Annotated in this window: 9 protein-coding genes and 1 pseudogene; 7 read left to right on the forward strand and 3 right to left on the reverse strand. The window is 36.5% G+C overall.

Features of this window, described 5'->3' with window-relative positions; genetic code table 11:
* Positions 1 to 23: 23 nt before the first annotated feature.
* Both dksA and sfsA read right to left on the reverse strand, forming a co-directional pair.
* Entirely contained in the window at positions 24 to 479 is a 456-nt protein-coding gene (gene dksA / locus GWI97_RS03905; RefSeq protein WP_023580786.1) for an RNA polymerase-binding protein DksA, read from the reverse strand.
* Between the two features lie 196 nt (positions 480 to 675).
* Positions 676 to 1,386: a DNA/RNA nuclease SfsA gene (sfsA, locus tag GWI97_RS03910; protein WP_036932754.1), complete on the reverse strand. Its 711-nt coding sequence runs from the start codon at positions 1,384 to 1,386 to the stop codon at positions 676 to 678.
* Between the two features lie 85 nt (positions 1,387 to 1,471).
* Here sfsA and hrpB point away from each other — a divergent pair, with 85 nt between their 5' ends.
* The gene (gene hrpB, locus GWI97_RS03915; RefSeq protein ID WP_123821939.1) at positions 1,472 to 3,904 is read left to right on the forward strand and encodes an ATP-dependent helicase HrpB; all 2,433 of its coding nucleotides are present in this window, start codon (positions 1,472 to 1,474) and stop codon (positions 3,902 to 3,904) included.
* Between the two features lie 124 nt (positions 3,905 to 4,028).
* On the forward strand, positions 4,029 to 6,335 hold the full coding sequence (mrcB, locus tag GWI97_RS03920) for a bifunctional glycosyl transferase/transpeptidase (RefSeq protein ID WP_161751847.1): 2,307 nt from the start codon (positions 4,029 to 4,031) through the stop codon (positions 6,333 to 6,335).
* 92 nt (positions 6,336 to 6,427) lie between these two features.
* Here the strand turns inward: mrcB and hemL are convergent, their stop codons facing one another.
* On the reverse strand, positions 6,428 to 7,714 hold the full coding sequence (gene hemL / locus GWI97_RS03925; RefSeq protein WP_036932747.1) for a glutamate-1-semialdehyde 2,1-aminomutase: 1,287 nt from the start codon (positions 7,712 to 7,714) through the stop codon (positions 6,428 to 6,430).
* Between the two features lie 275 nt (positions 7,715 to 7,989).
* Between hemL and erpA the strand changes: the two genes are divergently transcribed.
* From erpA to GWI97_RS03950, 5 genes and pseudogenes are all read left to right on the forward strand, one after another.
* Positions 7,990 to 8,334, forward strand: a complete 345-nt coding sequence (erpA, locus tag GWI97_RS03930; RefSeq protein ID WP_006534944.1) for an iron-sulfur cluster insertion protein ErpA — start codon at positions 7,990 to 7,992, stop codon at positions 8,332 to 8,334.
* A gap of 582 nt (positions 8,335 to 8,916) precedes the next feature.
* Positions 8,917 to 10,224: pseudogene (locus tag GWI97_RS03935) on the forward strand (type VI secretion system Vgr family protein); the annotation flags it as partial.
* A gap of 13 nt (positions 10,225 to 10,237) precedes the next feature.
* Positions 10,238 to 11,050, forward strand: coding sequence for a DUF4123 domain-containing protein (locus GWI97_RS03940; RefSeq protein WP_161681127.1), 813 nt, complete (start codon positions 10,238 to 10,240; stop codon positions 11,048 to 11,050).
* Positions 11,051 to 11,508: 458 nt separating this feature from the next.
* On the forward strand, positions 11,509 to 11,865 hold the full coding sequence (locus GWI97_RS03945; protein ID WP_323795805.1) for a hypothetical protein: 357 nt from the start codon (positions 11,509 to 11,511) through the stop codon (positions 11,863 to 11,865).
* A gap of 80 nt (positions 11,866 to 11,945) precedes the next feature.
* A complete protein-coding gene (locus GWI97_RS03950) occupies positions 11,946 to 14,150 on the forward strand; it encodes a hypothetical protein (protein ID WP_161751848.1) in 2,205 nt (734 codons plus the stop codon).
* Positions 14,151 to 14,344: the final 194 nt, after the last annotated feature.

Below are 14,344 nucleotides of genomic sequence, written 5' to 3' on the forward strand. Positions count from 1 at the left end.
AGGTTGAGGCGTTGGCTCATTAATTAGCCAGCCATCTGCTTTTCACGGATTTCAGCTAGCGTTTTACAATCGATACATAAATCGGCTGTAGGGCGAGCTTCTAAACGGCGGATGCCGATTTCTACGCCACAAGATTCACAGAAGCCGAAGTCATCGTCTTCGACTTTTTTCAGTGTCTTCTCGATTTTCTTAATGAGTTTACGTTCACGATCACGGTTACGCAGCTCAAGACTGAATTCTTCTTCTTGTGCAGCACGGTCAACGGGATCGGGGAAGTTCGCCGCCTCATCTTGCATATGAGTAACGGTGCGGTTGACTTCATCCCTGAGCTGATTGCGCCAAGATTCAAGTATTAGCTTAAAATGCGCTAATTGGGCTTCGTTCATGTACTCTTCGCCCGCTTTTTCTTGATATGGCTCAACGCCAGCAATAGCGAGAATGCTCATGGACGATGTTTTACGCTTTTGCCCTTCTTGCATAATGCTTCTCCTACATACGCATTTCTGAATAATCCCCACCTTCAAAACAGGAAGGGGAAAAAATAGGGCGCTATAAATAGCAGATGCCCGCGAGGATAGCAATTATTCCTTGAATAAGTTTTCTCATGGTGTGAAGACACGCAAGTAAATGTCCCTTTTTAGTTGAAAAATATTTAACTAAAACGATGAGAATCAATTAACCATTTGAAATAAAAGGTAATTGCTGTCCAATTGTTAAATTGTATTCACTAATATTGATGCGATAACACAAGATTTCAACCCCTGCGTCATGTGCTTCTTTTAGTAATGAAGCATAGTCAGGGTCAATCTCTTTAGCAACAGTCACTTCCGTAATGCCAGTATGGGGAACTGCGTAGAATAAGACAGCCCTTAAACCCAATTTTGCGATAGCGGTCAACTCTCGAAGATGTTTCTGTCCACGTTGTGTTTTGGCATCAGGGAAATAACCTATTCCATTGTCTAACAATGTGACTGATTTCACTTCAATATAACAGTCAACTTTATGATTTGATTTAAGTAAAATGTCAATACGGCTATTCTCATTCCCGTATTTCACTTCTCGTTTTATCTCTTCATATTCAGATAATTCTGGAATGTCACCCGCCTCAATAGCATCAGCAATAATCCCATTCGCTCTTAAAGTATTTACACAAATCCAATCGTTGGTTTGAGTTTGTGTAAGTTCCCAACTGTGCGGGTATTTTCTTTTTGCATTTGAAGAGGTGGAATACCACACGGTATCACCGGGCGTCGCACATCCTGTCATTGCACCTGTGTTGGCGCAATGGAGCGTGAATTCTTCCCCATTTGGGGTAACAACGTCTGCTAAAAAACGCTTATATCGTTTTAGTAAAGTAGCAGATTGTAGAGGTTGCTCAAATTTCATGACAACTCCGATGAAAATACGATCTTTAGTAAAGCGCTAATGCTACAATGCCAAGCCGAGAAAGTTAATGAGTCATGGAGTCTGTGTGCATTTATTGCCAATCTTTGAAGTAACGGAGAATATCCTTACTGCGTTAAAACAATTCCCACAAGTCTTACTTCATGCACCAACAGGTGCAGGTAAATCAACAGCACTTCCCCTCTATTTACTTCAGCAAAACCACTTTGATGGCAAAATCATTTTATTAGAACCAAGACGAATAGCCGCTAAAAGTATCGCTTATCGTTTAGCAAGTCAGCTTAATGAAGCGGTGGGTCATACGGTAGGTTATCGTATGAAAGCGGAAAGCAAAGTGAGTCAATATACTCGACTGGAAGTGGTAACAGAGGGGGTATTAAACCGCATGTTACAACAAGATCCGGAATTGACTGGCGTAAGTCTTGTGATGTTAGATGAATTTCATGAACGCAGTTTACAGGCTGATTTAGCGCTGGCGCTATTACTCGATGTTCAAATGGGATTACGCGATGATTTACGTGTTTTGATTATGTCCGCAACTTTAGACAATCAAAAACTTACCTCCTTATTACCCGATGCTCCCATTATTAGTGCACAAGGACGCAGTTACCCTGTCGAAAGAGTTTATTTTCCAATCAATACGCATCAACCTTTTGAGCAAGAAATTGCTAACATGGCTTTGCGATTACTGGCGCAAGAAACTGGTTCCATGTTGATATTTTTGCCGGGTAGCGCAGAGATTATGCGCGTGACTGAAATACTAAAAGATAAAGTGGATAAACATGTTTTGTTATTCCCACTTTATGGGGCGTTGTCATTAGCAGAGCAACAAAAAGCGATTGAACCTACAGAAAGAGGTTATCGAAAAGTGGTACTTGCGACCAATATCGCAGAAACCAGCTTAACAATTGAAGGTATCCGCCTTGTATTGGATAGTACGATTGAGAAACGCGCTCAGTTTGATTTAAAAAGTGGTGTCACCAGCTTGCTACGCCAGCGAATTAGTCAATCATCACAAACACAAAGAGCAGGGCGTGCGGGTCGCCTTGAAGCTGGAATTTGCTGGCATTTAATGAGTCAAGAGCAGGCTGAACGAGTTGCCTCTCATCAAGTACCAGAAATTTTAAGTAGCGATTTATCCTCATTATGGCTTTCTGTTTTGCAATGGGGATGTCGCGACATTAATCAACTAAGTTGGTTAGATACACCAACAACACAAGCATTAAATGTAGCTAAAGATTTATTGTATCGCTTAGGCGCTGTTGATAAACAATGTGGATTAACACCTCGAGGCTTGCGCATGGCGCAATGGGGAATAGAACCTCGACTTGCAGCAATATTGGATTATGCCAGTGAACAAAGTGACAATCATCTGGCGACGGCGGCACGCTTATGTGCAATCTTAGAAGAGCCTCCTCGAGGACAAGAAATTAATCTGGAGTGGATTGCTCAACAAAAAAACACTTTCTGGACACGACGTGAAAAACAGCTTTCTCAACATCGGAAAGGGATGTTTTGCCCTGAATTGTTAGGTTTATTATTAGCTGTCGGATTTCCGGATAGAATTGCTAAAAATCGGGATAACCAAGGGCGTTTTCGTTTAGCGAATGGGCAGGGTGCAATGATGGACGACACTCAAGCAATAAGTGGCGCACCTTGGATTTTAGCGCCGTTGTTACTTCAAAGTACACATTATGCTGATGTGCGTATTTTATTAGCGCTACCTATTGATATTGATGAAATATCAACGACCTTTTCTGAACTTATTGAAGAGAATACCACGGTTGAATGGGATGAAAAACGCGGTACGTTAATCACTTGGCAACAACGTCAATTAGGGCGACTAACCTTAAGCCAGCGTCAATTAGACAAACCCAATAAACAGCAAATGCAACAAGCACTATTGAACTGGTTAAGAGATAACGGTTTAAATGCATTAGCACTTAGCGAAGAGACTAAACAGCTTTTTATTCGCCTTGCTTTAGCGAAAAAATGGTGCCCAGAAGCCTTATTACCTGATTTAGATGAAGCTGTGTTACTTGAAACTTTAGAAACATGGTTATTGCCTGAGCTTGGTGATGTACAAACATTAAAAGCATTACAACAAATTGATATTAATATGATGATTAAAAATCAATTAACGTGGCATGAAAATCAGTTGCTACAAAGTTTATTTCCAACGCATTATTTAGCGCCAACTGGTACAAAAGTGGCGATCCAATATGATTTAGAGTTACCACCGGTGATCGCGATCCGCATTCAAGAAGTTTATGGTGAGAAACAAAGCCCTATTGTAGCGAATGGTCAATTACCCGTTGTGATGGAATTATTATCACCTGCTCATCGACCTATTCAGAAAACACAAGATTTAGCAACGTTTTGGGCAGGAAGTTATAAAGAGGTGCAAAAAGAGATGAAAGGGCGTTATCCAAAACATTTATGGCCTGATTCACCCGCAGATACAGCCCCCACACGGCGAGTAAAAAAATATAGCCAATAAATGTAAGTTTTACCCTAATATTATTCGTATTTGAGAGCTTTCTTGTGTGATCACACAGAAAAATAGCGACAATGTTAGGCTTCTTTATCCCGTGATAAAGGGGTTTTAATGAGAGATACAGTTCATGAGTAGAAAGAAAAGACCAGTGAAACAAGCCAAAAGAGGTCGTTCTTGGTTTTGGTTATTTGTCAAAATCGCCATTGTGGTTGCGGTTTTAATGGGGATTTATGGGGTTTATTTACATTCTCAAATCAAAGAGCGCCTTGATGGCAATGTTTGGGAATTACCTGCCGCAGTTTACGGACGCACCGTTAACTTAGAGCCGGGCATGAATTATAGCCAAAAAGAGATGATGAGCTTACTTGAAGGCATGCAATACCGTAATGTCAACAAAATCACACGTCCCGGCGAATTTGTGGTAAGAGGCAATACAATTGAAATGTTGCGCCGACCTTTCGATTTCCCTGATGGTCGTGAAGAGCAAATTTTAGCTAAATTAGCCTTTGAGCAGAACTCACTCGTTAGTATTACTAACATGGATAATCAGCGCCAATTTGGCTTTTTTCGTCTTGATCCTAAATTGATCACTATGATGCAATCCGCCAATGGTGAGCAACGTTTATTCTTGGCAAGAGATAAATTCCCACAATTATTAGTAGATACATTAATTGCGACAGAAGATCGCCGTTTCTATGAGCATGACGGTATCAGCCTTTATTCTATAGGACGTGCAGTATTAGCGAACTTTACTGCAGGTAGAGCTGTTCAAGGTGGTAGTACCTTAACGCAACAATTAGTCAAAAACTTATTTCTCACTAACGAAAGAACCTTAAAAAGAAAGCTTAATGAAGCCTATATGGCGATCATTATGGATGCAAGTTATAGTAAAGATCGCATTCTAGAATTATATCTAAATGAGGTTTTTTTAGGGCAAAGTGGTGATGAACAAATTCGAGGCTTCCCTTTAGCTAGCCTTTACTATTTTGGTCGTCCCGTTGATGAATTAAGCCTTGATCAGCAAGCACTTTTAGTCGGTATGGTAAAAGGTGCATCGGCTTATAATCCATGGCGTAATCCTAAAGCAGCGTTAGAACGCCGTAATGTGGTATTAAAGCTACTGCAAACACAACAGATCATCGATGAAGAACTTTATAACGTACTCAGTGCGCGTCCTTTAGGTGTGAAGCCTCGTAGTGAAGCATTAACCCCTCAACCCGCATTTATGCAACTCGTTCGTCAAGAGTTACAAACAACCTTAGGCGATAAAGTGAAAGATTTATCAGGGACGAAAATTTTCACTACATTAGATCCTGTTTCGCAAGATGCAGCCGAAAAAGCGGTTGAAGTAGGGGTCGCAGATTTACGAAAAGTGCGTAAAATTGACGATCTTGAAGGGGCGATGGTTGTTGTAGATCGCTTAAGTGGTGAAGTGAGGGCCTTAGTGGGAGGATCACAACCACAATATGCAGGCTTTAACCGTGCTTTATCAGCTCGTCGTTCTATTGGCTCTCTGGCAAAACCGGCGACCTACTTAACAGCATTAAGTGAACCTGAGCGTTTTCGTTTAAACACATGGCTTGCGGATGAACCTATTTCTGTGCCAATTCCTGGGGGAAAACCTTGGCAACCCCGTAACTACGATCGTGGTTATAAAGGTAAGTTAATGCTGGTAGATGCATTAGCAACCTCACGTAATATCCCTACTGTAAACCTCGGGTTAGAAGTGGGATTAGACCGAGTGATCAAAACATGGATTAACTTAGGTGCACCAGCGGAAAATCTAGAAAAAGTACCCGCCATGCTTCTTGGGGCGTTAAATTTAACACCAATGGAAGTGGCTCAAACCTTCCAAACGATTGGTAGTTTAGGGAACAGAGCAAAATTATCATCACTGCGCTCTGTTATTGCTCAAGATGGTACCGTGCTTTACCAAAGTTATCCTCAAGCTGAAACGACTGTTTCGCCTCAAGCCGCTTATATGACGTTATTTGGTATGCAACAAGTGGTTAATTCAGGGACAGCATGGCGTGTATTAAAACCAAAATTTGGTAATTACAACCTTGCAGGTAAAACTGGTACCACTAACGATTTGCGTGATAGCTGGTTTGCGGGAATTGATGGAAAAGAAGTCACCATTGCATGGATGGGGCGTGATAATAATGGTCCAACGAACTTAACGGGTTCAACAGGGGCATTATTGCTGTATCGTAATTATTTAGAGAATCAAGCTCCGCTGAAACTAACGCCATCTGTGCCAGAAGATATTGCTGAAATGTCAGTGGATGCTCAAGGTAACTTTGCTTGTTATGGTGGTGGTGTTCGTACACTACCTGTATGGACAGCGAATCCAGATGGATTGTGCACACCTATTCAGCAAGATACTGATGAAAGTGGTGCACCAAAATGGTTACAAAATCTGTTTTCTGAGTAGGTAATCACATAGATTAGCTAAAATAAAAACGGCACATAAGTGCCGTTTTTTGTTTATTCGCATCTTATTTTTATTAAAAAACGAATCGAATATTAGCTCTTCATCTGAGCAAAAGCATATTCCGCAGCATCAATAGTGCGCTGAATATCTTCTTTAGTATGAGCAATAGACATAAAGCCAGCTTCAAATGCAGAAGGTGCAAGGTAGATGCGTTTTTCTAGCATTAAATGGAAGAACTGTTTGAAGCGTTCAACATCGCAGTTCATCACATCTTGATAGCAAGTGACTTCTTTTGCATCGGTAAAGAACAGACCAAACATCCCGCCAACATGGTTAATAACCATTGGAATACCCGCTTGTTGTGCTTTTTCAAGCAAACCATCAGCCAGCATTGTTGTTAGCTCATTTAATGTTTGATGAACACCCGGTTGTGATACTTCGTGTAAACACGCGAGACCTGCTGCCATTGCAATTGGGTTACCTGATAAAGTACCTGCTTGATAAACAGGACCAATTGGTGCGAGTTTAGACATCACTTCCATATGTCCACCAAAAGCACCCACTGGCATACCGCCACCAATGATTTTACCTAAGCATGTTAAATCAGGATCAACATCGTAATAAGCTTGTGCGCCACCTAATGCCACGCGAAAGCCGGTCATAACTTCATCAATAATTAGCAATGCACCAAACTCATCACATAATGCACGCAAGCCCGGTAAGAAGTCGGCTTTTGGTGGTACGCAGTTCATATTGCCCGCAACAGGCTCAACAATGATACAAGCGACTTCTTCAGGGTAATTTTCAAATGCTTGGCGTACAGAATTCAAATCGTTGTAAGTACAGGTTAAGGTGTGTTTTACAAAATCAGCGGGTACACCCGGTGAATTTGGTTGTCCCATCGTTAATGCGCCAGAGCCTGCTTTTACTAATAGACAATCGGCATGACCGTGGTAGCAACCTTCAAATTTAATGATTTTGTCACGACCTGTATAACCACGAGCAAGGCGAATAGCGCTCATTGTCGCTTCTGTACCTGAGTTCACCATGCGAACCATATCCATGGAAGGTACAAGTTCAGTCACTAGGTTTGCCATTTCAACTTCAGCCGCCGTTGGTGCACCAAAGCTTAGGCCTTTTTGTACCGCGTCAGTAACAGCATGGCGAATAGAAGGGTGGTTGTGGCCTAAAACCATTGGTCCCCATGAGCCGACATAGTCAAGGTAAGCTCGTCCATCAACATCATAAATATACGCACCATTAGCACGTTCAATAAAAAGAGGGGTTCCACCTACACCGTTAAATGCTCTAACAGGTGAGTTGACACCGCCGGGGATCACTTGTTGTGCGAGATTATAAAGCGTTTCAGACTTGCTCATGTCAGACTCCTAATGATGGGTGAGCGTAAGATTAAGGCGTATTCTAAATCACCACGCAGATGAAGCCAAATATACGGCAACAACATTTTGATTTATCACTGTTATTGAGGGTACGTGGTTTATCGTAAAAAGTGATAGGTAGCAAAAAGTGTATTTTATCCACAACAAACTTGAAGGTTATGAGCAGGTATTAGATAATCATCACATTATATCAGCAAGAAATATAAATTTTTGCTGGCTGTTTTTTTGCTGGAATACCCAGTCTGGAGTGAACAATGAGTGATGATATGGCTCTGCCGTTACAATTTACTGACGCGGCTGCAAATAAAGTAAAAGATTTGATTGCGGATGAAGAAAATCCAAATCTGCGTTTACGTGTTTATATCACGGGTGGCGGTTGTAGCGGATTCCAGTATGGTTTTACCTTTGATGATGCAATGAATGAAGGTGATATGACCATAGAAAAACAAGGCGTTGCCTTAGTGGTTGATCCGATGAGTTTGCAGTATTTAGTGGGTGGCTGTGTGGATTATACTGAGGGGTTGGAGGGTTCGCGTTTTATTGTGACGAATCCTAATGCTAAGAGTACGTGTGGTTGCGGCTCCTCCTTTAGTATCTGATCCTTCTTTGGCGTCGTGGCTGTGCAGTAGTGCCACGGCGTTAGAGCAGTGCTCGCAATGCTCACATACTAATGTATGCTCCGCTTACTGTGCGCTGTCTGCCTTGTTGCACTGCTTGCTCGCTCACGACTTTTGTCTGTGAGAGTTTGTTGGTTACTCTTTTCTTTTTTTCTTCTCTTCTCTTCTCTTCTCTTCTTTTCGTTATTTATTCTTTCTGAGCTTATTTCATAAAATCACTCTATGGGTGATATTTTTGCCTCTATTTAAATAGATCTTCTGCGATACACTAAATTTTAGGTGCGCATTTTTTGTCCTTTGAGAATAAGAATCGTAGTTTGCGTATTATTTTGAAAATAGGACTATTTTTTCCTTACAAATCAACGCTATTACAATTTGAAAAAAATACACATTTTGTTACATATTAAAAATCCATGTACATTAGAACTGACTGGCTTTAGCGAGATTTCGGATATTTACGAAAGAGAATGATATAAGTAAATACACTTATTTTAAGAAACGAAAGCAGTAAATAACGTGTGAACAATTATTTTACGCTAAGTCACTTATCCTACGAGGATACAACGTCCTTCTTACCCGTTATCACAAAACACAACGGGTGACGTTCATCAGCAACACCCTGTATTTGAAAGCTATGGCCGTTTTCAAGAAGAGGCAGAAGCTCAGCCATTGAATCAATTGCGCTATGAGCAATCTCAAAATTATCGTCAAACAGGCTCAGCAAGCACTAACTGTTTTGCGTTAATGCCGGGCAAAGTGTTTACCTTAACCAATCACCCGAGTGCGCGTATGAATTCACGTTGGCAGGTGATCAGCGTTTCACATCATGGTGTACAACCCTCTGCGGATAACGGTGGCGGTGAGGGAACTCAACTTTCAAACAATGTCACTTTTATTCCCGGTACGCAGGAATGGCGACCGCCTTTTCATTATAAACCGCTGGCAGATGGTGATGAGTTGGCGACAGTCGTTGGCCCTGAAGGTGAGGAGATTTACACCAATGAACAAGGCGCAGTAAAAGTTTATTTTCATTGGGATAGACGCGGAAAGCCTGATCATAGTGGCTCGTGTTGGTTGCGCGTTGCACAGGGTTGGAATGGTGATGGCTTTGGCTTTATGGCGATCCCTCGCATTGGGCAAGAGGTGATTGTGTCTTATTTAAATGGCGATATTGATAGACCAATTATCACCGGTTGCACCTATAACGGTCGTAATGCTCTCCTGCTTGATTTACCCAAAGAAAAAACCCGAACCACATTTCGTACCAAAACGCATAAAGGCAGCGGGTTTAATGAACTGCGATTTGAGGATGCCGGCGGACGCGAAGAAGTGTATTTACATGCGTAGAGGGATCAAAATACGCATATTAACCATAATAAATTTCAATATATTGGTAAAAATGAATCTCATGAAGTTGCAAATGATCGCAAACATGAGGTTTGTCATGATGAATTTATTCGTATAGTTAATGAGCAACATATAAATATTGGACTAAACCAATTTGAAGAAATTAATAAAGATAAAATTATAAAAATTGGTAATGCTAAGACAGAAACGATTTTCTCTAATTTCATAGAAGAAATCGGTGAGGATAAATTATCTAATATAAAGAAAAAATATCATATAAATGCATCAGATGGAATTCATTCAAATACTAAAATATATACTTTACAGGCTAGTGAAACTATTTTAATAAAGAGTAAGTCAGGTTCTATTTTGATTGACTCTCAAGGCATAAAGTTAACAGGTAATATTAATATTTTGGGGAATGTCTCGATTGAATCAGGGAGTCCAGAATCAGTATCATCTTTAGATAATGCCTCAAATGAAGGATTAGCATTAGCTGAAGACTGTCAAAAATTGGATGATTGATAAAGGGAATTTAATGTTATCTCTATTTGAAAAAATTAAAAAAATTTGGGTTCTTGAGTATTATTTTGAATCAACTGAAAGTAAAATTGAGGGAAAGCTATTAGTAAATTCTGATACTGAAGAAAGCGCTATAGAAAAATTTAGAGATTATTTCTCTACATATGAAAAATCTTTTTTCTATTATAAATCAATATTGTTATTTGAAAACTATATTAATCAAAGTGAAAAATCAGAACTATTATGTATAAATGCAATGGATAATATAGATAAACAGGATGTGATTATTTTTGAAGAACGAGAAGTATCGTTTCCATTAGCAATTGAAAGTTCAGCTATTATATTGAGTAAAATAGAAATAGAGTATGATTTTATTGATAGTAATACTTTTATATTAATTGATGCTAGTAAATATGAGCATTTAAGTGGTGATTTCGTTTTAACTAAACTACATGTTCTTGGGTTTGATTGGACGTGTTTACTTAAAGGAAAAACTCAATCAATTCTAGAAAGAAGTGCTCCTTATTTAATAAAAATAAAAAATAGAAGTGAAATGGATATAATTCAAAAGCAATTTGTAAAATTATGCTTGGATAATCCAATTTGCATTTTCATTAAAACAAGTTTAAGTTTACTTGAGTTAAGTAAACATTTGAGAAAGTTTACATATTTAGAGGTGTATGGAAAAGATAATTGGAGCTATTTTAGGTTTTATGATCCTAATATATTTTCATTGGTTTTAGAACATTTGAATGAAGTTGAGTCTAATATTTTTTATAAAAATATAGATGAGTTCTTCTTTTTAAAAGATAATTGTTTTTTTCTTTGAAAAATAATACTGTTGATTATAATTTTGATTCAAAAAATAAATTAATAATAACACCATATTTACAAAAAGCTTTTAATGATTATCAACAATCTATTTTTATGAAGAAAATAGCTATTAATTTGCCAAAGTATAAAATTAATAAAAGAGATTTAAATGTTAAAGAAAAAAAGAACTTATTAATGAATTAAACAAAGCATATTTATTGGGTTTAACAAATCCTAAAGCAATATATTATTTTATAATTGCTCAAATTGATTTTTTCAATGAAGAATTTTTATCATTATGGAATGAAGCAAGCCATTACTCATCATCACAAGAAATTAGAGCATTACATTATCTTGATTTAACTATTAATAAAATGAGTAGAGATAAAATATGAACTTTCCAATAAATAATAATCTTATAAAAATAGTTATCAAGAAAAAAGACAACCGTGCAAACCTTGTGGTTTTTTACCTATAAAGAAAGATGTTAAAAATATAAGTATATTATTTAGTGATGTACCTTTATCGAAAAGTATTCTGGAAAAATTAAACAATAATATTGCCTATAGAAGGCATATGATGCAATTTATTAATTTAGATACAGAAGAAAACTATTCATTAGAGTTAAATAAAGAAAATTTATCAGATTTAGTTGAAGATTATAAGATTAAGAATGAGCAATTTAATTGGTGCTATAATGAATTGAAATTAGATGATGGTTGTGGTTATCAATTGAGTTATGGTACTACACAACAGAGCTATTATATAGATCCAGAAAAAAAGATAATATATTTAGAGCTTATTGTAATAAAGGAGAAAAAGGAACTTTAGTTATTTTACATGACCCTGTTGGTAGACAAAAAGATATATTGGAAGTTTATAGTTTTTTAGTTACATACTTAAAGTCTTATATGGAAAGTTATAATTATCCAATAACTATTGGGAATTATATTGAAGCACTGCTCAAAAATGACTCTAGTGAAGTCCGTGAAACGGTAAGATCAAGTTTGAATGAAGATGAATGGAATACTAACTGGAAAGAAATTAAAAATAATATTTCCAATATTCATGCAAGAACGGCAGAAATTTTATCCTTATATAATGCATTTGCTTTTAATTATAAACTGTCTTCAGAAAAATATGATGGGCTTAAATTACATTTGACAGGTTTATTTAGTTTTTTAAATGAAACTGAATTGTCAGGTGAAAGCTATATTGATGAGGTTTATATTTTTTCTGGATTATTTTTTGATATTACAAATTCTCTTCAGTTTACAGAATTAGGCTCTGTAATATTAGATAGATTCTTTAATAAAGAGTTAACACCAAAATCTGTCATTGAAAAACTCCAAGAACGCTCTAGCCTAGGAAAATACATACTTACTTATTCATTAATGGAGTCATATGATCTTTTGCCTACTGTCGCAACAACTATGCTTGATACAGAGGTTGGTAAAAAGGCATTTAAAAAATTTTCAGATACACTTCCAACTGAAGATGATAATTTAATTGATGATTGGAAAGATACTTTAGTTTCATTAAGAACATTTCTGGATAATAAGCTTGTGGAAAATCCAGAATTAAAAAAATTATTAGTTAAATCTTTTGATAAATTATTAATTGTTTTTGGAAAAAGCTTTTCAACTTCACTAGTTTATATGGGGAATTTACCTAAAAATTCATCCATTCTAAAGGGAAGAAAGTTGATGGCTGATTTTACTATTGAAATTGCTAAATTATCAGGAATTAAAATTAATATTAATATAAGTAAGCTCTTTACAGGGAGTCAGTTAGAAATTGAGTTGAAAAAAATTGGGGTGTTATTAAAAGATAAACTTAGACCTGACAATTTAAAAATGGGCAATAAATTGTTTAATTGGGATAAAATAACTTCAGGATTAAAAAATGAAGCATGGATAAAATTGCCAAGTATAGATAAAATAACATCATCATTAAAATCAATAGGTTCTAAAAATAACCGGTTAAATGGGAAAAGTATAGTTCCTTATATAGATAAAGCTATTCCAGGATTAGCATTTTGTGTTAATACATTAATAGTATTATCTTTAAATAATCAAAGTTTTTATAATAAAAATAATCCATTAAAGGCAAGAAGTCTAGGATATTATTCATTTAAAATAGCTGAAGGTTTTGTTGCTATTGCTGAAAATAGTAAGTTTACAGTAATGGGAGTAAATCAACTACAAAAAATGAAATTATTTGCTAATAGCAAAATAATGCGTTCTATTGCTAATATACCTAAACCACCTGAAATAGTAAAAAGAGTAATTATAAAAAGTTTTCAGTATTTATCAACAATTAGTTTTTCTGTATTAGCTGGGATTTCTTTTTACGAGGCTTATAACTCTTGGCGAATTGGAAATGATTTAAATAGTATTTTCAAAGGAATTACTGGTGTTGGCTATAGCTTATTAGCTATTGGAACTCTTGGTGCTATATTCTTCGAATTAGCTCTATGGCCTATTTTTATATTTTTAGGGACAGCTTCAATGCTAGTAGGAACAGTTGGTGATTTAGCTACAACATGGGGGGATTTAGAAATATTAATTAAATGTAGTTTTTGGGGGAATTCAGATAAATATCCATTTTTGAATACAGAAAAAGGAAATTTCAATAAAAGATTTAAATTAATAAACAGTGATGAAATAAAAGTCACTAATGGTTTTTTAATAGAAAATCAAGATTTTATAAATATATTTCATATGCCGAAATTAGAATGGGAATATAGTACTAAAAAACTAACCATTAAAATGGAGTTAAATAACTTTATACCTTATGAATCTCAAGTTTTTTATCAAATTTGCCGTAAAATGACCTCAAGAATTCCAAGTGTTTATACCGAATACAGAGAAAAAGATAAATTATTTCATTACGATAATAGTATATACAAAAAAATAGATTATACAGAACTAGATGCTGAGTTTAATGAGAATATAAAAAATAGTTATATTGATAATAATGGAAGTTCTATCTTAGAAATGGTTATAAAAACACCAGAAATTTTTATTATGGAAATGAAATATTTTTCTATTACAGACCATTTGAAGATAATATTGTACCCTTACGATATGATTGGGATGATAATGAAATTTTAGATCTTGAAGTAAAGCATTATGGGTTAATGAAACAGAGAGCAAAGGGAAATCCATGGAGTTAAAAACACAAACTCAGTGATCATTGTGAATCACTACTACAAACAGAAACACCAAAAATGACACAATATCAAGCAGGTGCACTTGATTTTGTGGAAGAAATAGAAAATTTGCGTATTGGTAATACGCCATGTTTT

It is taken from the genome of Proteus sp. G2300 (assembly GCF_009915965.1).
GTDB classification, from domain to species: domain Bacteria; phylum Pseudomonadota; class Gammaproteobacteria; order Enterobacterales; family Enterobacteriaceae; genus Proteus; species Proteus vulgaris.